The following is a 21,756-nucleotide window of genomic DNA, read 5'->3' as shown; positions in this document are numbered from 1 at the left end:
CGCGAGTCACTCGTCGGTGCCCGTGGGGGAGGCGTCCACGAGCACGCCGTCCACCAGGCGCACGGTGCGGGTTCGCGAGCCGCGTGCTTCACCCGGGTCGTGGGTGACGTGCAGCGCGGCGAAGCCGTACTCGTCGCGCAGGCGGTCGAGCATCGTCGAGAGGGACTCGCGCAGCTCGGCGTCGAGCGGACCGAGCGGCTCGTCGAGCAACAGGAGGCGGGGCTGGGTCGAGAGGGCGCGCGCGAGCCCGAGACGCTGGGCCTCGCCGCCCGACAGCGTGCCGGGAAGACGGTCCTCGTAGCCCACGAGTTCGACCCTCTCGACCAGCTCGCGCACGCGTGCCGGCCGTTCGCTGCGGGGCACTCCGCGGTGCTTCAGCGCGAAGTCGAGCGTGCGGCGCACCGTCATGTGGGGCCACAGGCCGCCGCCCTGGAACAGGGAGCCGACCGGTCGCGCCTGGGGCGGAACCAGGTGGCGTCCGTTCGCGACGAGGGCCGTGCCACACAGGTGGACGTCCCCCGCGTCGGCCGCTTGGAAACCAGCGAGCACGCGCAGCAGCGTCGACTTGCCGGATCCCGAGCGGCCCACCAGCACGACGCGTTCGCCCAGTTCGATCTCGAGGTCGAGTCCGTCGAGCACGGCGCGCTCGCCGAGCACGACGCGCAGGCCCTCGACCCGCAGGCCTGCGTCGCGCGCGCCTGCGTTCCGCGCGGCCTCGGGGTCGGTCGTGTTCGCCTTCTTGGTCTGGGTCACGGCAGCACCTTGGCCGGTCGTTTCGAGAAGGCCGCCCACAGCATGCCGGGCAGCAGGATGGTGAAGATCAGGACCAGCGACAGCGCCGCGACGTACTCGTCGCGGCCGAAGTGGACGCCGTTGAAGACGCGCACGATCGCTGTGCGGCGCGCCTCGGGAACGACGAGCGCGCTGTCCAGTTCGCGCATCGCGAAGGCGTAGACGCAGATCCAGCTCGCCGCGAGCGCACCGGTGATCGCGGGCGCGACGATGCGCAGCAGACGCGTCACGGGGCCTGCACCGACGCTCGCCGCGGCCCACTCGCTGACCTTCGGGACGCCGGCGACCGCGCCGGCCACGATCAGGATCGCGAAGGGCGAGAGACGCCCGATGTACAGAAGAGCCGCCATGGACGGTGTGGCGTAGAAGTCCGTCGACGCGCCGCCGGTGAGCTCCGCGAGCCACGGTCCGTCCCACAGGGTCGCGGTCCCGATCCCGAACAGCGTGCCCGGGACGGCGATCGGGACGAGCGCGGCCATCAGGATCGCGGTGCCGAAGCGCGAGCGCTCGGCGGCATGTCCGAGGACGAGGCCCAACGCGAGCGCCGCGGTCGCTGCGACGATGGCCAACCACAGGCTGCGTCGCACGTCGTCGCGGGCGCGCTCGAAGGCCTTGCCGAACGCGCTCGCGAACGTGTCGAGCTGGCGACCGGCGACGACTGGTGCGGCCGCGAGGCGTTCGCCGAACGTCAGGTCGGGTTCGCGCTCGCTGTTCGTCGTCGTGCCCGTCGTGGCGCTGCCGGGGACGACGGGACGCGGTGCGGTCGCGGCGGGAGGGGCTTCCTCACCCGCGATCGCCGCGCGCGCCGCCACCGGTCGCCAGGCCGACGGACCACCGCTCGCCTCCCAACCCAAGCGCCCGAGCGGCACGAGCGACGAGGCCCCGACGACCGCGAACGCGAAGAGCGTCGCCGGCCAACGCCAGCGCCCCAACGGCAGCGTCGCGGGTGCAATGGCGCTCGACGTCACCGGCGCGAGCGCTCCGCGACGTCGCAGCACCAGCACGGGAACGAGCGCCAGCAGCGTGACGACGAGCAGCGGCAGCGCGGTGGCTACAGCCAGCCCCGGGCGTTCGAACTGACTCCAGTTGGCGAAGATCTCGTCGGCGTAGACGTTGAACTTGACGCCCACGGACGAGACGAAGTCGGGGACCGAGAAGTCGTTCACCGCGAACGTGAACGCGAGGCACGCGCCGGCGAGCGACGCGGGCAGGATCGCTCCGACGTCGGCGCGCAGGACGGCGACGAGACCGCCGAGGCCCCAGGCCGATTCTTCCTGGCGTGCGTCGATCCGCTCGGCGGCGCGCGCCGTGAAGATCGAGACCAGCGGGAAGTAGCTGAACACCAAGAGCACCGCCGTCGCGACCGGACCGCGAACGTCGCTGAGCGCCGTCCACGTCATCGCCATCAACAGCGTCGGGACGAGCAGGGGAACGATCGAGAGGGGACGCAGGAAGCGCGCGCCGAACACGTCGGTGCGCGCGACCAGGAAGCCGAAGGGCACGCCCAGGAGCAGGCAGCCGGCTGCGACCGAGAGGCCCAGTCCGATCGTGCGCGCGAGCAGACTCCAGATGCGCGGCTCCAGCAGCGTGCCGAGGTCCGAGCTCTCGATCCGCAGCAGCGTCACCGCGACCGGTGCGAGCGCGAACGCGGCGAAGAGCACCGCGCAGAGGCTGACCAGCCAGCGACTCAACGCAGGAACGCCGTCTTCAGGTCGTCCTGCACGCGCGGCAGGTCGGCGCCCACTCGCTCCCAGTCGACGGCCATGACGCGCATGTCGGCGATGCTCGGGACGTGGGCGGGGCGGGGCACGTCGGCGCGGGTCGGGATCTGCGCCGAGTCCGCCTTCGCCAGCAGTTCCTCGACCTCCTTGGACAGGAGGAAATCGATCAGGAGGCGACCGTTGTCGGGATGCGGCGCGTTCTTCATCAGCGCGACCGTGTTGGGGATGACGAGCGTGCCCATCTCGCTCTCGCCCTGGTCGGGGAAGCGGCGCTCGACCGGATAGCCGCGCAGTCGGGCCACGTTGAAGTCGTCGGTGTCGGTGAAGCCCCAGGCCAGCGCCCCTTCGCCGACCTTGCGCATCAGCGGCCCGTTCCCGCTCGCCAGCGCCACACCACCGTTCGCGTTGTCCGCCACCAGGTCGTTCACGAAGCGCCGTGCCTCCTCGTCGCCCCACAGGTCGTAGAGCACGGCGAAGTGGGTCAGGGTGGTGCCCGTCAGTGGGCGCGCCACCGATCCCACGTCGTTCCAGGGCGAGCTCTCGAGGTCGAGGATCGAGCTCGGCCACCGGCTCGGGTCCGACTCCAACTCACCCAGCCGTTCGGTGTTCAGGATCAGGCAGCGCGCGCGCAGGGCGAAGCCGGTCCAGTGGTGCTCGGGATCGCGGTAGCTCTCGGGGATGTCGGCCGCGGCGGGGGAGTCGTAGGGCTCGAGCAGCCCTTCCTTCGCGAGCGCGATCGTGTTGGCGATCTCGTTGTTCCAGAAGACGTCGCAGCGCGGATCGTGGGCCTCCTGGCGGAGCCGGCTGACCATGCCGACCGTCTTGTTCGCCTCGGTGTCGAACTCCATCCGCACCGTCAGGCCCGTGCGCTCCTGGAACAGTCGCAGGATCTCCTCGGAGTGGACCTGGTCCATCGCCGTGTAGATCACGACGTCGGGCTCGGGGCCGGAACACGCGCCGAGCGCGAAGAACGAGACGACGAGAGGGACGAGGACGCCGAGGCGCCGACGGGGAAGCTGCATGGGGATCGGTCGGACGGGGAGCGGTGGGGCAGGGCGCCGAGCGGGCAAGCCCCGTGCCAGGCACCCTACCCCAGGGGTGCGCCCGGACGACCTCCGCGGGCGCCATCGGTTTCGCGTTCGCCGCCCACGTCGCGGTATCCTGCTCGCCGTTTCGTCGTCGACACGGCACTTCTCCAGCGCGTCGGCCCCTCGTCGCTCCCCACCGCACCGTTCCCCCCGCTCTTCCCGTGCAACTCTCTTCGCGCATGTCCCAGCTCGGGACCGAGACCGCCTTCGCCGTGCTGGCCCGTGCCAAGGCCCTTCAAGCGGCGGGCAAGGACATCATCAACCTCGGGATCGGGTCCCCGGACTTCCGCACCCCGGACAACGTGGTCGAGGCGGGGATCAAGGCGATCCGGGACGGCTACCACTTCTACACGCCGGCGAAGGGACTGCCCGAGGTGCGTGCGGCGGTGGTCGAGGAGATCCAGCGCGTGCGCGGCGTCACCGCCGATCCCGAGAACGTGATCGTGACGCCCGGCGGCAAGCCGACGATGTTCTACGCGATCCTGATGTTCGGCGAGCCGGGCACCGAGATCATGTATCCGAACCCCGGCTTCCCGATCTACGAGTCCATGATCGAGGCCTCGGGCGCGAAGGCGGTCCCGATGGAGTTGCTCGAGTCGCGCGACTTCAGCTTCGACGCGGCCTCCGTCCTGGCCAAGATCAACGACCGGACGCGACTGATCATCGTCAACACGCCCGCGAACCCGACAGGTGGAGTGGTTCCCGAGGCCGAGCTCGACGCGTTGGCCGAAGGTCTGAAGCGCTTCCCGAACGTCGCCATCCTGTCGGACGAGATCTACTCGCGTCTGACCTACGACGGCGAGCGCCACGTCAGCCTCCTCAAGTACGAGCACCTGCGCGATCGCGTCATCGTGCTCGACGGCTGGAGCAAGACCTACTCGATGACCGGCTGGCGCCTGGGCTGGGGCTTGTGGCCCGCGAGCCTCGTCGAGCACGCCGAGCGACTCCAGATCAACTCGGTCTCCTGTCCCAGCGCTCCGGTGCAGATGGCCGGCATGGAAGCGCTCCGCGGTCCCCAGGACGCGGTCGAACACATGCGCCAGGCCTTCGACGAGCGCCGGACCCTGATCGTCGAGGGACTGCGCTCAATCCCCGGCTTCACCTGCGTGCTGCCGAAGGGCGCCTTCTACGCTTTCCCGAACATCACGGGCACCGGACGCACGTCGAACGAGCTGCAGAACCTGCTCCTCGACGAAGCTGGCGTGGCGACCGTCAGCGGCACCGCGTTCGGCGCACTCGGCGAGGGCTACCTGCGCTTCAGCTACGCCAGCTCGAAGGAAGAGATCGAGCGCGCGATCGAGCGCGTGCGCGGCGTTCTGGGGTGAGCGTCGGAGCGTCGGGTCGGGGGCCGTCGTCGGCCTGCCGCCGGCCGCCCGACCAGCGCCGGTCGCCGAGCCCGCGTCGCCGAGCCCGCGTCGCCGGCCATTCTGGCGGGACTCCGCCGGCCGGGAACCGCGCCGAGCCCTGGACCCAGGAGGTTCGCGCCCCATGGATCAGGTCCCAGGGCCGGCGAGGAGTGTCGCGGCCCGCCCGCCGGGGCGCGGGGGGTCCGCACCGGAACGCTAGGCTGGTCCGCCCAGGCGACCAGGTCCTCGCCGAGCGCCGAACCATGACCGTCGAACCATGACCGTCGAACACTCCGACTTCCGCAGCGACACCGTCACCCGCCCCAGCTCCGCCATGCGCGAGGCCATGGCGCAGGCCCCGGTCGGCGACGACGTGCTGGACGGCGATCCGACCGTTCAGGAACTGGAGCGCGAGGCGGCGCGCTGGCTCGGCAAGGAGGCCGCGCTCTTCGTGCCGTCGGGGACCATGGCGAACCAGATCGCCGTGTCCGTCTGGACGCGCCCGGGCGACGAGGTCCTGCTCGAATCGCACGCGCACATGCTCTCCTACGAGAGCGGCGCCCTGGGTGCGTTGCACGGCGTGCAGACGATGACGATCGAGGGTGAGGGCGGCGTCATGACGCGTGAGCAGGTCGAGGCGCGCATCCGTCCGGACTTCGTCCACTGTCCGCGCACGGCACTCCTGTGCCTCGAGCAGACGCACATGTCGTCGGGCGGCCGCGTCGTTCCGATCGAGAGGTTCCACGGTCCGCTGCTGGCCGCGCGCGATCGCGGGATCCCCGTGCACCTGGACGGTGCGCGGTTGGCGAACGCGGTGGTCGCTTCGGGCGTGTCCGCCGAGGAGTGGGCGCGGCAGGTGGACTCGGTCTCGCTGTGCTTCTCCAAGGGTCTCGGAGCGCCCGTCGGTTCGGTCGTCGCGGGCTCCGCCGAGTTCCGCGAGAAGGCGCTGCGCGTCCGCAAGCGACTCGGGGGATGGATGCGCCAGTCGGGGATCATCGCGGCCGGAGCACTGCTGGCGTTGCGCGAGAACGTCGATCGACTCGCCGAGGACCACGCGCTCGCGAAGCAGCTGGCCGAGGCGCTGCACGCCATGGACGGGCTCGTGTGTCCGCCCGAGACCGTCCACACGAACATCGCGCTCGTCCGCGTCGAGCACCCCGAACTGAGCGCGGTCGACGTGGCCGCGCGTCTGTTCGAGAACCGTGTGCGCGTGATGCCGCTCGATCCGCACCACCTGCGCTTCGTGACCCACATGGACGTGGGGGCGAAGGACCTGGAGCGCCTCGTGCGCTCGCTGCGCGGAATCATGACCGCCTGACCAACCGCTCGACCACGCGTCCGAGACCGCACCGATGCGGCGCACGGACCGACCCATCCTGCGCCCGCCGGGCGCCGATCCCAACTCCCCCCTCGATTCGATGTCGATCTTCAAGGCCTACGATATTCGCGGCATCCACCCCGACCAGCTCGACGCCGAGCTGGCGCGCCGCATCGGCCGCTCGTTCGCACGTCTGTTGGGCGCGTCGCGGTTGGTCGTGGGGCAGGACATGCGCACGCACTCGCCCGAGCTCGCCGACGCGGTCTCCCAGGGCATCCGCGACGAAGGCTGCGACGTGATCCGACTGGGGCTCGCGTCGACGCCGATGACCTACTACGCGATCGGTTCGATCGACTGCGACGGCGGTCTGTGCGTGACCGCGAGCCACAATCCGGGCGAGTACAACGGCATGAAGCTCTGCTCGCGCGGCGCCAAGCCGATCAGCCGCGCGAACGGCATCGCCGACATCGAGCGCATGTGCGCCGAGGAACAGCCCGCTCCCGTGGCCCGGGTCGGCAGCGAAGAGACCGTCGATCTGCTCGACGAGTACGCGGACCACGTGGCCAGCTTCTCGGCGCTCGAGAACCCCGTCTCGATCGCGATCGACGCGGGCAACGGCATGGCGGGCCACACCCTGCCTGCGATCCTCGCGCGGCTGCCGAAGATCGCGGCCCACTCGATCCTGATGGAGCCGGACGGGTCGTTCCCCGTGCACGAGGCGAACCCGCTCAAGGAGGAGCTCCTCGACTGGGTTCGCAAGCTCACCGTCGAGAAGGGCGCGCGCGTCGGCGTCGCGTTCGACGGGGATGCGGACCGTTGCTGTTTCGTCGACGAGAGCGGGCGCACCGTCAGCGCCGACCTGATGACCGCACTGATCGCGCGCCAGTTGATCGCCGAGCGCGGTCCGACCGCGATCCTCTACGACCTGCGTTCGTCGTGGGTCGTCAAGGAGGAGATCGCCAAGGCCGGTGGAACGCCGATCCGCGAGCGGGTGGGGCACTCGTTCATCAAGGCCACGATGCGCGAGCGCGATGCGCTGTTCGGCGGCGAACTCTCCGGGCACTTCTACTTCAAGGAGAACTTCACCACCGACTCGGGCGTGATCGCGATGGTCACGGCCCTCTCGGTGCTGGACGTCCCCGCGAACCGCGACCGGCCGGTGAGCGAGATCGTCGCCGACCTGCGCCGCTACCACTCGACGGGTGAGATCAACTTCGAGGTCGCGGACAAGGACGCTGCCATCGCGTCGCTCCGCGAGCGCTACTCGGCCGGGAAGCAGGACGATCTCGACGGCGTCACCGTCGAGTTCGGCGACCTGTCCGATCCGGACTGGTGGTGGTTCAACGTGCGAGCGTCGAACACGGAACCGCTCCTGCGACTGAACCTCGAAGCGCGCAACGAAGCCACGCGCGACGCCAAGCGCGACGAACTCGTGGGCCTCCTCGGCCAACCGGTCTGATGGAACGCGCTTGCACCGACCGAGCACGCGGCTCGCACGCCGTTTCCCTCCTCGTCGCAACAGTCGCTCTCTTCGCGATCGGTTTCGCAGGACAGGGCCGTGCGACGCTCGCCGCCCCCGCCCAGGATCTGCCGGTCGGCGTCGAGTCGGAGGTCGACAATCCGCCCGTGGACGCCGAGTACTGGCGGGCGCTGCTCGCCAACGACGTCGAGCTCTCGTTCCCCCCCGACGAGGAGTTCAAGCCGGGCCTGACCCGCTCCGGCCAGACGCCGCGCGAGCGTGCGGCCGCCATCTACACGCTCTCGCAGGTCGAGACCCCGAACGCCCTCGGCGTGCTGCGCGGTCTCTTCGGGCGCGTCACCGGGCAGGAAGAGGTGGCCGTCATCTACGCCCTCGCCGAACTGGAACCGCTGCCGCTCGACGTGCTCATCGACTCGAGTCGACTCTCGGTCCCGACACAGGTCGCCCACGTGGCGACCGCGCTGGTGCTCTCCGGTGATCCCGAGGCGCAGAAGAAGGTTCTGCGCATGCAGTTCCCGGGAACTCCGCTCGGCGACGTGATCGAAGCTGCGCGGGCCTTCGTGCGCGATCGCGAGACCGCTCCCTCGTCCGATCCGCTGGCCCAGTTCCTCGAGCTGCGTTGGCAGGCGGCGATGCGTTTCGGGCGCGTCGGCGGGGAGCCGTGGCGCGCGCGTCGACTGCGTGAACTCGAAGCCGACGACGGGTGGCTCGCCGACCTGATCGTTCCGCTCGGCGCACGCGTGGACCGGCCGTGGACGCGCGACCACCTTCTCGAAGCACTGCTCGAGCGGCCGGGCCGAGCGACGTTCGAGGCGGCCGTCGAGATGATCGGCGTGCCGCTGGTCGAACTGGTCGAGAGCGGGCTCTGGATGCCGGATTCCCCGGAGTCCTGGCACCTTCTTCTCGACGCCGTGGAGGCGTCCGAGCGCACGGCGGGCTTCGGTCCGATCCTCGGGCGCGCGACGCTCGGCGACATGGATGCGAGCGTGCGACGCCGTGCCGCTTGCGTCTCGTTCGCGGCGGGACTGGTCGATCGCAGCGATGCCGTCGTGCGCGACCTGCTCGAATCGGATCGCCTGGAGGATCGCCGTCAGGGCCTGCGAGCCGTGGCGGATTCGTCCGTGGTCGACAGCCTCGAGGTGTTCGAGCCCTACCTCGAGGAAGGCACGGATCCCGAGTTGCAGGCCATCGCGTTGGTCGCGACCCTGCTGCGCGCACCGAGCAAGGCGGCGGACGCGATCCGCACCGGTCTCGAGACGGACCCAGTGCTGCGCGTGCCGCTCGTCGAGGAACTCGTGCGGCGCTCGTCGTCCTCGACCACCCTGTCGCCGCTCATCGTCGCCTCGAAGGTGTCGGACCTGCCGGCCGAGTTGAGCGTCGACGTGTATGCGGCTCTCGCGCGTCTCGACGTGGCGGCCGCCGCGAAGCCGTTGCGCAGCGCATTGGCGCGTGGCGTGGACGGTCCGGTCGGTGCCCGTGCGCTGCTCGCGCTCGCCGACGTGAACCAGATCGCCGTGCAGGAAGCATCCGTCAGCGCGCTGCTCTACGGCCGCGATCCGAGTTTCACCCTGGTCGCGGCCCGCGTCCTGGTCGACGCGCGTCACCCGATCGGAATCAGCCTCCTGCGCCGCGCACTGTGGGTGCGCGACGTGCCGGCCAGTCAGCTGGCCGCCGGCTACCTGATCGCGCAGGAAGGCCTGAGCGCCCTGGAGCGCGAGGCGGACTCGCCGCCGCGTTGGGCGCGCGAGGAGGATCTGCGACGCATCGGGCTCGCGTTGGGCGAATGGGGGGGCTACGGCCTCGTCCAGCGCTTGGCGCGTTCGCGCAACGTCCGCGACCCCGTGCTCCAAGGGGCGTACCTCGGCGCGCTCGCGTCGCGCACGCGCTGAGCCGCGGATGGAATCGAAGCTGTCCCGGCCGAGCAGCCACGGTCCGCACGGACCCGTCGTGACGCTCCTGACCGACTTCGGATCTCGGGACGCCTACGTCGGCTGCATGAAGGGCGTGCTGCTGTCGCGCGCGCCGAGTCTGCGATCCATCGTCGACCTGACGCACGACGTCCCCGCCCAGGACACGCGCGCTGCGACCTTCCACCTGCGCCACGCCTGGGCCTGGTTCCCGACCGGGACCGTGCACGTGGCGGTGGTGGACCCGGGCGTCGGCACCGAGCGGGCGATCCTCGTGGCGCGCCACGAGGGCCACTTCTTCCTGGCGCCCGACAACGGACTCCTGGCTCCGATCCTCGAGCCGACGGACGCCGTCCACGCGCTCGACGTCACGCACTATCCCGCCCCGAGCGCCACGTTCCACGGGCGCGATCTCTTCGCTCCGGCGGCGGCGCGCCTCGTGGAGGGGGCGACGCTCGAGGAACTGGGGCCGGGCCTGCGTCCGGGCCAGTGGATCGGTGCGACCGAACCTGGGCCGCGGATCGAAGCCGATCGGATCGCCGGTCGGGTCGAGCACGTGGATCGATTCGGCAACCTGATCCTCGACGTACCGGGTGCAGCCCTCGGCGTCGACACGGGCGACTGGGTGGTGGAGATCCAAGGGGTGCGCGTGGACTTCGCGCCGACCTACGGATCCGCGGGGGTGGGGGCCTTGCTGGCTCTGGTAGATTCCTACGACCGCGTCGAGATCGCCGAGCGCGGTGGCGATGCGTCCTCCCGACTCGACGTCGGACGCGGAACACCGGTCACCCTGCTGCGCGCGGGGGCCACACGACGACAACCATGATTCTCGACCGAACCATCGCCCTGATCGGCGCCCCCATGGACGTGGGCGGCGTGTACCGCGGCGCGTCCCTCGCTCCCGATGCCGTCCGAATCGCGGGTCTGATCCCCGCGCTCGAGAAGATCGGACTGAGGGTCGTCGACCGCGGCGACGTGCGGATGCCGGCGTTCGACGCGAGCGACGACGGCGACCCGCACGCGCGCCACCTGGACGTGATCGTGGCGCATGGCGAGCGCCTGCGCGACGAGGTCAGGGCCGCACTCGCCGACGGTCAGGTCCCGCTGGTCATCGGTGGCGACCACGCCATCGCGTGCGGAACGATCGCTGGCGTGTCGTCGTTCCATCGCGACCGAGGCACGAGCGCGGGCCTGATCTGGTTCGACGCCCACGGCGACATGAACACGCCCGACTCGAGCCCGTCGGGCAACGTGCACGGGATGCCGCTCGCGAGCTGCCTCGGGCGCGGACCGAAGCGCCTCGTCGAGCTGGCCGGCGCGGTGCCGATGCTCGACGTGAAGAACTGCGTGCTCGTCGGGGTCCACGAACTCGATCGCGGCGAACGCGCCCTGATCCGCGAGTTCGGTCTGCGCATCTACACCATGCGCGAGATCGACCAGATGGGCATGCAGCGCGTGATGGAGGAAGCGATCGAGATCGCCTGCGACGGTACGGATGGTTTCCACCTGTCGTTCGACGTCGACGGGTGCGACGAGTCCATCGCCCCTGGCACCGGAACCATCGTTCCGGGTGGAACGAGCTGGCGCGAGTCGCACCTGTTCATGGAGAACATCGCGGACTGCGGCAAGCTGCTCTCGATGGAGCTGGTCGAGATCAACCCACTGCTCGACACGAAGAACAAGACGGCGAAGCTCGCGGTGGCCCTGGCCCAGTCGGCGCTGGGCAAGCTGATCTACTGATTCGCGCGGCGGTTCAGCGCGAACGTACCTCGTCCGCGCCCGCCCGCGTCTCGAGAGGCACGCGCGGTTCGATCCGCACGATCGCAGGTCCGCCGGCGGGGACCGCGAGTCCACGGGAGCGCGCGTCGAGATCCGAGCGCCACGACCAGGTGGCGTACAGGGGCCGAATCGGTGCCACGGCTTCGTTCACGGTGTCGTCCACGGTGTCGTCCACGGTGTCGCTCACGGTGTCCTTCGCCGTACGACTCCACTCGAGCTGCGCGGTGAACGCCGACAGCGACGCGCGCTCGGTGGGACTGTCGGCCGACTCCACGGCGATGCCGACCCAGCCGCCGTCGTCGCAAGGGAACCAGTTCTGCAGCAGCGCGCGGCCGTCGCTCGCGACCAGACGCGCGGGTGGAGCGGGGACGCCTGCGAGCACCGCGAGCTCGCGCAGCCCGTGTTCGAGACGCAGGGAGCGCGGCCCCGCGATCCGGCCCGCCACGCGGTCCAGCATCACGCGGTCGATCCCGAGCGGCGCGCGGTGGACCCGGGTGGGGTACTGGCGCTCCAGCGCGCGCGCCTCGCCGGCGTCGTTCTCGTCGTCGATCAAGAGGTGACCGCCCGCGTCGAGGTGGCGGACGAGTGCCGCGCGCACGTCGGGGCGCGCCAGTTCCAGCGCGCTCGCGACCGCGAGCTCCACGGGCGGTGACGACGCGGTCGCGAGGCGTTCGACGGCCAGTGCGCCGCACTGCAGGCCCGCGTCCTCGAACGCGCGCACCCACGCCCGCCGCCGCTCGAAGGCCGGGCCGTGCGCGGCTTCGAATCCGGCCAGCCGAGCGGGCCAGTGCAACCGCTCGCCGCGCGCCACCGCGAGCCACAGCCCGGCGTCGCCCTCGAAGTCGGTCAGCACGGCGATACGCGGAGCGACGGACGCGAGAGCGGTCGGGCCCAGGCGTCCGCGGAACGCCCGCGCCGCGCCGACGGCCTCCGCGAGGGCTCCGACGAGCTCGGGCCGTTCGGCCAATGCGGGTCGCCACCACAGCACCAGTCCGTCGCCGCCGCGCAGGACGTGTTCCCACACCTGCCAGCGGCATGCCGGTCCCGACTCGTCGAACACGGTGCGCAGCACACGTGCGCGCTTCGCGGTCGGGCGCGCGCGCTCGAGCAGGACGCCCGCGCGGATCAACCCGGCGGGATAGGGCTCGAGCACCTCGAAGCGATCGACCAGGTCCGCCGCGCCCACACCGCCGAACGGCGTGCGCGGGCCGTTCCCGAGGAGTCCGACGGCCGCTGACGGTGCGGCGCGGCGCACGCCCTGCGCCGCGCGCTCGAGTGCCGCGAGCAACTCCGCCTGGTCCGCCCGTCGACGCGCGAGGAAGCCCGCGACGTCGGGACCCCCGAGCAGTCCCAGTGCTTCGTCCGTGCACGGCAGCTCGCCCGGGCGCGCGAACTCGAGCGGATCCCCGAAGGGCGTCACGCCGACCTCGTCGCCCAACGCCACGAAGTCGGCGTTCGGCAGGGCGCGTGTGCGTTGCTCCGCGACGCGCTCGATCTCGGCCAACAGGAAGGGACTCGCGAGCTGGGCGGGTCGCTGGGGGAGGCTCGACTCGGTGCGTTCGCGCAACCACGCATCGCGATCGGCCCTCACGGTCGAGCGCTCGAGGAACAGCGCAGCGCGCGGCGCCGCGTGACCGACGTAGGCGCGCCACCCACCGCCCGCCGCCGCATCTGGCAATCGGCCGCGCGAGGCGCTCACGCCGCCGAACGCCGCGCGCCACGCTTCGGGGATCGGTCCCGCGTACCCCGGTTCGCACCAGACGTAGGTGGGGAGGTCGTCGAACGTCGTTCGCTCGACCCAACCCTCGACGTGCTGGGGGACGAACGGCACCGACGCTCGCTCGTTCGCGTCACCGTCGCAGGCACTCGCGGTCCACAGGGGCACCAGCGCGGCGACGCCGAGCCCGCACCGCGCCCAGCTGCGACGCGGGGCGGTGCGCGGCGCCCCGGCGGGCCCTGCGCCGAGGACCGAGGTCGGCTCCGTCGTCGAACGCACGCTGGTCGTCGCTCCGCGCACTCAGACGATGTGGTGCATCGGCCACAGGAGCGGAACGATCACCACTTCGATCGCCACGAGCAGCGCGGTCAACGGCGTCCCGACGCGCACGAAGTCGCGGAAACGGTAGTCGCCCGGTCCCACGACCATCGCGTTCGCCTGGTGCGCGACCGGTGACATGAACGCGAGGCTCGCGCCCGAGAGCACGGCGATGACGAGCGCCATCGGATCGCGTCCCAGGGCGTCCGCGACGCTCAGCGCGATCGGCGTCATGATCACGCCGGCCGTGACGTTCGACGTCGCCTGGGTGAACAGCACGGTGGCGCACAGGAACAGCCCCACCAGGAAGTGCGGCGACTCGATGCCCTGACACAAGGTCAGGAGCACTCCCGCGACCTCGACGTCGAGCCCGTGCTTCTGGAAGGCGATTCCCAGGGCCAACATGCCGCCCACCAGCACCAGCACCGACCAGTCCACGGCGCCGCGAGCCTCGTCGGGACGGATGCATCCGGTCAGCACCAGTCCGACCGCTCCGCTCAGCGCGGCGACCGAGAGCGGCAGCAGCCCGACGCCGGCGGCCGCGAGCACGGCGACCAGCCAGGCGAGCGTGATCCAGGCGCGCGAGGAGAGGTGACGGGTCAGCACTTCGTCGAGCACGATCAGCTGGCGCGAGCGCCGCAGACGCGCGATGTCGTTGCGGTGCCCCTGGATCAAGAGGGAGTCGCCCACCACGAGGCGCCGCTCCGCCATCGCGCCCGGTCGCACGTGTCCGTGTTGGGCGATCGCGAGCACGTTGAGACCCGTGCGCGCGCGGAAGTCGGACTGCCCCAGGGTGCGTTGGACGAGCGCCGAACCCGCGGGCACCACGGCTTCGACGAGCTGGACGTCGCTCGAGAACAGACGGGTGCCCTCGACGTCGACGCTCTCGCGCTCGACCAGGCCGAGTTCGTCGCGCAACGTGACGAGCGACTGCGGTTCGCCCTGCACCACCAGCACGTCGCCCTCGGACACGCGGTTCTGCGGTCCGGGCACGACCAACGCGCCGCCCTCGCCGCGCACGATGCCGATCACGGTGAGCTCGTGGCGTGCGAGAAGGTCGAGTTCGCCCACGGTGCACCCGTTCAGCGAGCTCGACGCCTCGACCATGACTTCGGAGACGAACTGTGGCACGCGATAGTGCTCGGTCAGCGATTCGTCGACGCGGCGGCTCGGCAGCAGGAAGCGCCCGAACCACAGGAAGTAGAGCGAGCCCACGACCAGCAGGATGGCACCGAGGTGCACGAAGTCGAACAGACCCAGACCCGCGTGTCCGTGGTCGCGTAGCACGCCGTCGATGGCCAGGTTCGTCGACGTGCCGACGAGCGTCAGCAGCCCGCCGAGCAGGCTGCCGTAGGCGAGCGGCATCATCAGGCGCGAGGCCGGGATCAGGTGCTTGCGCGAGATCTCCGACAGGACCGGGATGAGCGTGGCGACGATGCCCGTGTTCGACAGCACCGACGACAGCAGTCCCGATGCCAGCGTCACGCGTGCGGCGAGCCAGCTCTCGCTGGGCGCCGCGGTGCGCCGTCCGACGCCGAGCAGACGCTGGGCGAGTACCTCGGCGATGCCCCAGCGATTGACGGACCAACCGAAGACGTACATCGAGGCGATCAGAACCACGGCGGGGTCGGAGAATCCACGGAACGCCTCGCGCGGAGTCAGTGTTCCCGCCGCGGCCAGGGCGAGCACCACGAGCAGTGCGATGAGGTCGTAGCGCAGCGCGTCCGTGACGAAGAGCAAGAGGCTCATGGCCAGGGTCGCCAGCACGATGAGCTGGTGGTCGGCGATCACACGGCTTCGATCAGATGGCTTCGGTCACGGGGGGGAGGCGGTGCGGGACGAGGCTGTGGGGTACGAGGCGGTGCGTCGACGGAAGCGGTGTTCGCCGCGCGGACGCGGCGCGCCGGACGGCGAGCGCGGGACACGGGGCGCGGACGCCCGTCGGTCGTCGGACCGAACCCGGGCGAACCGCGGTGGAACGTCCTGTGTCCGGAACCTCCATCAGCATAGGCCGTTCCGCGGATCCCGCCGCTCACCCGGCGCGGAGCGGGGTGTGCTCTCGACGCACCGGCCGCGCTATCCTGTTCCCGGACCCGCGCCGCCGGTTGCGATGGTCCGAAGACATGCGCCCGATCGACCCCATTCCGTTCGCGACCACCGTCGGTCACTGGCTCGACGCCAGCGGGCCGGAGCGCGACGTGGCGGTCTCCTGCCGCGTGCGACTCGCGCGCAACGTGGGCGGCTATCCGTTCATGACGCGCATCGACGATGCCGTCGCGATCGAAGTGGCGGGGCGGGTGCGGGGAGTGATCGAGCGAACCGGACTCGAGAGCGAGGAGCCGGTGTGGATCGATCTCGCGGAAGCTTCGAGCCTCGTCCGGCTGCTCCTGCGCGAGCGCCACCTGGCGAGCCGCGACCACGCGCCGGTCGAACAGCGCTCGCGCGTCCTTCCGGGTCGAGCGGTGGTGTTCTCGAGCTGCGAGACCACGTCCGCGATGGTCAACGAGGAGGACCACCTGCGCCTCCAGGGGTTCGCCGCGGGGTTCGACCTGCGCGCGGCGTTCGAACGCGTGCGCACCTTCGACCTGGCTCTCGAGAACGAGCTCGACATCGCCCATTCCACGCGTCTCGGCTATCTGACGGCGTGCCCCACGAACGTCGGGACCGGCATGCGCGCGTCGGTGATGCTGCACCTGCCCGCGCTCGGCATGGTGCGTTCCGAGCTCGAGAAGGTCTTCGCCGCCGCCCAGCGCACGGGGCTCGCCGTTCGCGGCATGTACGGCGAGGGCAGTCGCGCGGCCGGCGACTTCTACCAGATCTCCAACCAGATCACGCTCGGTCGCAGCGAGGAGGATCTGCTCGACGAGCTCGGCGCACTGGTCCCCGGCGTGATCGAGTTCGAGCGACGCGTGCGCGCGCTGCTGCTCGCCGAACGCGAGTCCGTGCTGCGCGACCGCGTGTCCCGTTCGATCGGAACGCTCGCATCGGCGCGGATGATGCAGACCGACGCGTGCCTCCAGCACCTGTCCAACATCCGCCTCGGCCTCGCGCTCGGGCTGGTCGAGGGCTTCGAGCTCGAGACCGTCGACGCGGCAGCGATCCGCATCCAGAAGGGGCACGTCCAGGCACGTCAGCCGGACCCGACGCCCGGACTGATCGACGCTCCGGCGCGCGACCGCCTGCGGGCCGGTTTCCTGCGCGAGTTGTTCGGCGGGGCGGCCGGTGGGGCGAGCACGCCCGCGCGCGGCGATGCGAGCGCCGGTGACGGTGCGGGTACGAACCCTCGGCCGCGGGCCGAAGAGCCCGATCCCGAAGAGCCGGACGAGCCCGACGACCTCGCGCTCTAGCCGGTCGTCGCCTTCTCGACGAGGACGGGCCGCGATCGGCGATCGCACCCGAACCGCGCGCCCGGGACGTTAGGCTGGGCGGGCCATGATCGACCGTTTCGGACGCCGGGTGACCTACCTGCGGGTCTCGCTGACCAATCGCTGCCAACTGGCGTGCACCTACTGCACCCTGCCCGAGGAGCCGCGCACCGTCATGCAGGCCGACGAGGTCGAACGCATCATGCGCGTCGCTTCCGAACGCCTCGGGTTCAGGAAGGTCCGGTTGACCGGCGGCGAGCCGACTCTGCGCCGCGACCTGCCGGAGATCGTCGCGCGTCTCGACGCTCTGCCCGGCATCCGCGAAGTGGCGCTGACCACGAACGGCCTGTTGCTCGCGAAGCGCGCCGGCGAGTTGGCCGAAGCAGGGCTGCGCACCGTCAACATCAGCTGCGACAGCCTCGATCCCGAACGCTTCGCCGAGTTGACCGGCGGCGGGCGTCTCGACCAGGTGCTCGAGGGCCTGACCGCCTGCCGCGAGGCCGGGATCGAGAATCGCAAGCTGAACGTCGTGCTCCTGGGCGGCGTCAACGAGGGCGAGATCGAGGCGTTCGTCGATCTGGCGCGCCGGGAGCAGGTCGAAGTGCGCTTCATCGAGCACATGCCGATGGACGCCGAGCGCACGGGCAAGTGGCGCCTCAGCCCGCGCGACGTGCTGAAGCGCGTCGCCAGCAAGCGCGGACTCGTTCCGCTGCCGACGAGTGCCGACGGCGGTCCGGCCGAGCGCTTCGAGGTGGACGGCGCGCGCATCGGCTTCATCCACGCCATGAGCAATCCGTTCTGCGATCGCTGCAATCGGCTGCGGATCACCGCGGAGGGGCGCATCCGCTCGTGCCTGTTGACCGGCGGCGAGGTGGACCTGTTGGCCGCGCTGCGCTCGGGGCACGACGACGAGCGGATCGACGCGGATCTGGTCGCGCTGTTCGAGGAGGCGGCCGATCTCAAGCCGCCGATCTACGACCTCCAACGCGAGGGCGGGATCTCGATGCGCGCGATCGGCGGCTGAGTCGATCCGCGAGCGCCCGGTTCGCCGGCGAAGGGCTTCCTAGCGCGTGGCCGTGTAGTGCTTGTACTCGCGCGCCGCCCTGCGCGTGAACTCGTACAACGAGGCGCGCACGCTGTCGTCCAATCCACCCGCGAGTCGCACGCGTGGACCCGAGTCGATGCTGCGGGCGCGGGTTCGCGGAGCACCCGCGGCGACCGGTGCGGCGTCGACCGGTGATGCAGCGACCGGTGATGCGACGAACGGTGACGCGACGCGCGGCGCGCGGGCCGCACGGACGCGCGCGAAGTCGGCGGCGGAGCGACCGGCGGGTCCGGCGTCCAGTCGCTGGGGCAGGGCACGCCGCGTACCGACCGCGAGTTCGAAGGTGTACCAGCCACCCAGGTCCAGTTCGACCGATTCGCCCAGGAGGTGCTCGATGTGCGCGCTCCCGTCGGGCTGGCCGCTGAGGTGCGTGACTCCGGTGCGCGGCAGGAGGCGCTGACCCGCCGGAAGATCGACCGCGAGCCGACCGCGGCGCGTGTGCAGTTCGAGACGGTCGAAGCGCCGCACGAGCAGGCGCACGGAGCCGTCGGCGACGCGCTGGAACTCGGCCGAGGTCGTGCCCTGGAACACGAAACTCGCACGACCGGCGTCGACCACCTCGAGGACGCAGTCCGGACCCAGTTCGAGGTAGACGCCACCGGTGAGTTCGAGTGCGGGGGTTGCGTCGGTCATCCACGACACGCCCGCCTGTGTCGTCGCTCGCGCCCAGCCCTCGAGCAACGTCAGCTCGAAGGTGTCCTGGGCGCGAACCGTCGGCGTCAGGGCGACGAGCGCGATCAGCGCCGCGAGCGCCGTGTGCAGGACTCGTCCCATGCTCACCCTGCGCGGTCGTACGAGCGCTGCAACAGGAGGCCGAGGAACTCGGTCAGGTCGGGGTAGCGCACGTCCACGTCGACGTGGAACTCGCCGTCGGACATGGCCCGTCCGGTCGCGACGGCGCACGTCATCAGTCCGGCGCGCCAACCCGCGACCAGCTCGAGCGTGCTGTCGCCGACGACCCAGCTGCGTTCGATGTCGATCCCGTCGTTGTGGCTCGCGTGGTAGAAGCCGCCGGTCCCCGGCAGCATGTAGACCGAGTCGCTCTGCAGGTGCCCGATGCCGTTCGGGTGCGTCGTGCAGATGTAGGAGCGCGTGATCTCGATGCCCGCGTCCTCGAGGCCGCCCATCAGCGTCTCCTCGACCCGCTTCCAGGTGCGCTCGTCCAGGTGCCCGAGCGCCACGTCGGTCTCGTTGCCGACCAGGTAGAGGCGCCAGCCCTCGCGGTGGCAGGCGAAGAGCGCGTCGAGAACGCCCGGTACGAAGCGCACGTCGGCGGGAGCGCTCGCACGGCCGCCGGGGGGCAGCTCGCAGAGCGTGCCCCAGACGTCGAGGAAGAGGCCGCGGGGAGTGGGGGTCGTGCCCGGAATGGGTATTCCGGCGGGGCGTTCGTGGTCCATGGATGGGTGGGGGTCGAGCTGGAACGGCGTCGTTGTCGGAACCCCCGCCGGTCCCTTGAGCCCGCGACCGCGACTTTCCTGTGGAGCGCGTCGAGCCTCCCGAGTCGCGGCTCGCGGGGTGGAACCCGTTTCCCCCCTGCGGCCCGATCCCTGGCATTCGCGACCGCTGGCGGGGATCATGCGTCGCCCATGCCCGACGCGGATCGATCCCTCAAGGCGGCGTTGTTCGTCGACTCGCTCAACGCGCGCGCTCGGCGTTCGATGCACCCCGAGAACCTGGCGCACGGGCTGAAGGCGCGCGGCTGGCGGACCGAGGTCGTGCCCGTCACCGGGGGTCTGTTGGGCCTGTTCCCGCGGCGCGAGTCCAAGGGCGACGCCCCGACGGTCGAGCGCGTCGAGGACGCGGACATCCTGGTGGCCTACGACTCCGCCTCACCGGCCGCGTGGACCGCGGCGCGACTGGCCCGTCGCCTCGATCGTCCGCTGGTCGTCGTCGAGCCCGCGTGGTTCTCGCTGCGCGCGCCCAGCGAGGCCTTTCGCGTGCGCTTCGGGCTGCTGCTCTGGGGTCGTCTCGTGCGCTCGCGGACGCGTCTGGCGATCGCGATCGACCCCTTGGCCGCCGACCAACTCGCCGAGCACGGCTTTCGCCGCGAGTTGACCCACGTGGTGCCGGCCGCCGTCGACACCGACACGTTCCGCCCCGGACTGGCGAGCCGTCTCGGGACGCACCTGCGCCTCGCGCGCCACTACGTCCTCTGCGTCGGGCACCTCTCCGACGGACGCGGCATCGACGTCCTGGTGCGGGCCTTCGCGCGCAGCGTCGGCCAGCGCGAGGACTGGAACCTGGTGCTGGTCGGATCGGGCGTCGAGGCCAGGCGGATCGAGGCGCTGTGCAACCGTCTCGGGGTCTGGGCGCGCGTCCACATCGTGCCGCTGCCCGCCGACCAGAGGGACCTCGCCGGACTGTTCTCGGCGGCGACGATGTACGTGGCGCCGGCCGAGGACGAGCGCGTGCGCGGGCGCAACCTCAGCCGCGCGTTGGCCGCCGGTCTGCCGTGCATCGCGACGGACCTGCCGCGCATGCGCCTGCGCGTCGAGCACGACGTCAACGGACTGATCGTCGTGCCCGGCGACGACCAGGCGCTGGCCGCCGCGCTGACCCGCATGGCCGGTGCGCCCGAGGCCCGCCGCCGTTGGAGCGGCGAGTCGCGCCGCATCGCCATCGAGCGCTTCAGCATCCCGCCGATGGCGGCGCGCATCGACGAGCTGTTGCGCGCCGTGCTGGACCAGGACCGCGGCGCCGCGGAACAGGCGAACGCTCAGCCGAGGCGGTAGCGCTCGGCGGGGAGCTCGCGCAGGCCGCTACGAACGCCAGCGACCGCTGCCGCGCCTCGATCGGGCACGTCAGCGGTCGCTGAACACGGCGGTCACGGGTGATCGCCCCGTCGACCCTGGCAGCGCGAGCGCTACTCCGTCGCCTTCTTGAGCTCCTGCTTCAGGAAGGCCATGTCCTTGGCGTACTGGTCGATGTGCTCGCGGGTCTTCGAGTCGAGGTCGCCGAAGGTCGCGGTGACGCGCACGCCTTCCGAACGCTCCTCGAGCGCCGCGACGACGGCCTTGGCGACCAGGTGACCCTTCTTGAGCAGGGGCAGGCGGAACTTCATCGAGAGTTCGGTGCCGAGCGCCAGCAGCTGTCCCATCTCGAACGGCGTGAGCCCGGTGGCGCCGCCCTCCCAGGTGAACGCGATGCGCGACGGGTCGAGGCTGCCCATGCGACCGATGCCACGCCAGTTCTTGCCGAACTCGTGTCGGTGCAGCGGGTTCACCTGACCGTCGTGCGGCATGAAGTGGTCGATGCGGTCCTGGTCCGTGAGCGTGAAGATCACGGCGGCCTCGTCGTCCTCGAGCTCGGCCTCGGCGGTCGACTTCGGAGCGGCGATGGGCGAGCCGAGCGACGCGCCGGCCTCCTCGTCGGTGTCGAACAGGCCGACCACGCGGTTGAGGCCGACCTTCTCGAGGATCGTGCGCACGAACGTCGAGGGCCGCGCGACCGCCAGTCCGCCACCCTTGGCCTCGAGACCCTTGTGGGCCTTGATGATCGCGCCGAGGGCGGTCGAGTTGATGAACTTGACCAGCCGCATGTTGAGCACGACGCGCGTCTCACCGGCCTTCACCAGGCCGTCGATCTCCTCCTGGAGCTTCGGGCAGTAGTACGTGTCGAATTCGCCGCGTAGGTGCAGGACGGTGAAACCGTCCCGATCGTCGACCGTGATGTGCATGTCGGAATCGAGGTGGGAGGTCTGGCAGGCTCGGAGCCCGGGGGGCGCGGAGTGTAGCCGGGTCGCGGCCCCCGGGCGAGGACCGAGGAGTGGGGCCTCCCCTCGAGCTGGACGCTGGGGAAGCGGGCGCCGGCCGTGGTGGCG

17 protein-coding genes are annotated in these 21,756 nt (G+C 71.1%); 9 read left to right on the top strand and 8 right to left on the bottom strand.

From position 1 onward, the window contains the following. Positions 1-6: 6 nt before the first annotated feature. From Pla163_RS11090 to Pla163_RS11080, 3 genes are read right to left on the bottom strand one after another with little or no spacing between them, the layout of a single operon-like run. On the bottom strand, positions 7-753 hold the full coding sequence (locus tag Pla163_RS11090) for an ABC transporter ATP-binding protein (RefSeq protein ID WP_419185823.1): 747 nt from the start codon (positions 751-753) through the stop codon (positions 7-9). Next, positions 750-2,483 carry an ABC transporter permease gene (locus Pla163_RS11085; RefSeq protein WP_419185822.1) on the bottom strand — a complete coding sequence of 578 codons (1,734 nt, stop codon included), beginning with the start codon at positions 2,481-2,483 and terminating at the stop codon, positions 750-752. Before Pla163_RS11085 ends, Pla163_RS11090 begins: the two co-directional genes overlap by 4 nt. Then, positions 2,480-3,535, bottom strand: coding sequence for an extracellular solute-binding protein (locus tag Pla163_RS11080; RefSeq protein WP_145187967.1), 1,056 nt, complete (start codon positions 3,533-3,535; stop codon positions 2,480-2,482). Before Pla163_RS11080 ends, Pla163_RS11085 begins: the two co-directional genes overlap by 4 nt. Before the next feature lie 245 nt (positions 3,536-3,780). Between Pla163_RS11080 and Pla163_RS11075 the strand changes: the two genes are divergently transcribed. The 6 genes from Pla163_RS11075 to rocF all read left to right on the top strand — a co-directional run bounded on the left by Pla163_RS11075 (position 3,781) and on the right by rocF (position 11,392). Next, positions 3,781-4,926 (top strand): pyridoxal phosphate-dependent aminotransferase, encoded by a 1,146-nt coding sequence (locus Pla163_RS11075; protein ID WP_145192488.1) that lies wholly within the window; start codon positions 3,781-3,783, stop codon positions 4,924-4,926. A gap of 298 nt (positions 4,927-5,224) precedes the next feature. Continuing rightward, positions 5,225-6,265, top strand: a complete 1,041-nt coding sequence (locus tag Pla163_RS11070; protein WP_145187964.1) for a threonine aldolase family protein — start codon at positions 5,225-5,227, stop codon at positions 6,263-6,265. Positions 6,266-6,365: 100 nt separating this feature from the next. Further along, entirely contained in the window at positions 6,366-7,724 is a 1,359-nt protein-coding gene (locus Pla163_RS11065; protein ID WP_419185821.1) for a phosphomannomutase/phosphoglucomutase, read from the top strand. Beyond that, on the top strand, positions 7,724-9,634 hold the full coding sequence (locus Pla163_RS11060) for a hypothetical protein (RefSeq protein WP_145187953.1): 1,911 nt from the start codon (positions 7,724-7,726) through the stop codon (positions 9,632-9,634). Before Pla163_RS11065 ends, Pla163_RS11060 begins: the two co-directional genes overlap by 1 nt. A 58-nt stretch (positions 9,635-9,692) precedes the next feature. Further along, on the top strand, positions 9,693-10,478 hold the full coding sequence (locus Pla163_RS11055) for an SAM hydrolase/SAM-dependent halogenase family protein (protein ID WP_419185820.1): 786 nt from the start codon (positions 9,693-9,695) through the stop codon (positions 10,476-10,478). Continuing rightward, a complete protein-coding gene (rocF, locus tag Pla163_RS11050; protein WP_145187947.1) occupies positions 10,475-11,392 on the top strand; it encodes an arginase in 918 nt (305 codons plus the stop codon). The genes Pla163_RS11055 and rocF overlap by 4 nt, the downstream gene beginning before the upstream one ends. Before the next feature lie 13 nt (positions 11,393-11,405). On the opposite strand, the gene Pla163_RS11045 is transcribed toward rocF, so the two are convergent. Beyond that, positions 11,406-13,316, bottom strand: a complete 1,911-nt coding sequence (locus Pla163_RS11045) for a hypothetical protein (protein ID WP_145187944.1) — start codon at positions 13,314-13,316, stop codon at positions 11,406-11,408. Between the two features lie 132 nt (positions 13,317-13,448). Further along, the gene (locus Pla163_RS11040) at positions 13,449-15,257 is read right to left on the bottom strand and encodes an SLC13 family permease (protein ID WP_145187941.1); all 1,809 of its coding nucleotides are present in this window, start codon (positions 15,255-15,257) and stop codon (positions 13,449-13,451) included. A 332-nt stretch (positions 15,258-15,589) separates the two neighbouring features. Here Pla163_RS11040 and Pla163_RS11035 point away from each other — a divergent pair, with 332 nt between their 5' ends. Both Pla163_RS11035 and moaA read left to right on the top strand, forming a co-directional pair. Continuing rightward, a complete protein-coding gene (locus Pla163_RS11035) occupies positions 15,590-16,813 on the top strand; it encodes an ATP--guanido phosphotransferase (RefSeq protein ID WP_419185819.1) in 1,224 nt (407 codons plus the stop codon). A gap of 85 nt (positions 16,814-16,898) precedes the next feature. After that, positions 16,899-17,855 (top strand): GTP 3',8-cyclase MoaA, encoded by a 957-nt coding sequence (gene moaA / locus Pla163_RS11030; RefSeq protein WP_145187935.1) that lies wholly within the window; start codon positions 16,899-16,901, stop codon positions 17,853-17,855. Positions 17,856-17,894: 39 nt separating this feature from the next. On the opposite strand, the gene Pla163_RS11025 is transcribed toward moaA, so the two are convergent. Beyond that, positions 17,895-18,716: a hypothetical protein gene (locus Pla163_RS11025; protein ID WP_145187932.1), complete on the bottom strand. Its 822-nt coding sequence runs from the start codon at positions 18,714-18,716 to the stop codon at positions 17,895-17,897. Next, a complete protein-coding gene (locus Pla163_RS11020; RefSeq protein ID WP_145187929.1) occupies positions 18,713-19,333 on the bottom strand; it encodes an HAD family hydrolase in 621 nt (206 codons plus the stop codon). The genes Pla163_RS11025 and Pla163_RS11020 overlap by 4 nt, the downstream gene beginning before the upstream one ends. Before the next feature lie 189 nt (positions 19,334-19,522). On the opposite strand from Pla163_RS11020, the gene Pla163_RS11015 reads away from it, so the two are divergent. Continuing rightward, positions 19,523-20,668 (top strand): glycosyltransferase family 4 protein, encoded by a 1,146-nt coding sequence (locus Pla163_RS11015; RefSeq protein WP_145187926.1) that lies wholly within the window; start codon positions 19,523-19,525, stop codon positions 20,666-20,668. A 131-nt stretch (positions 20,669-20,799) separates the two neighbouring features. Here Pla163_RS11015 and Pla163_RS11010 read toward each other — a convergent pair whose 3' ends face one another. Then, positions 20,800-21,612 (bottom strand): STAS domain-containing protein, encoded by an 813-nt coding sequence (locus tag Pla163_RS11010; RefSeq protein ID WP_145187923.1) that lies wholly within the window; start codon positions 21,610-21,612, stop codon positions 20,800-20,802. Positions 21,613-21,756: the final 144 nt, after the last annotated feature.

It is taken from the genome of Rohdeia mirabilis (assembly GCA_007750655.1).
Classification (GTDB): Bacteria; Planctomycetota; UBA1135; order UBA1135.
This window is presented reverse-complemented; position numbering and strand designations above follow the sequence as displayed.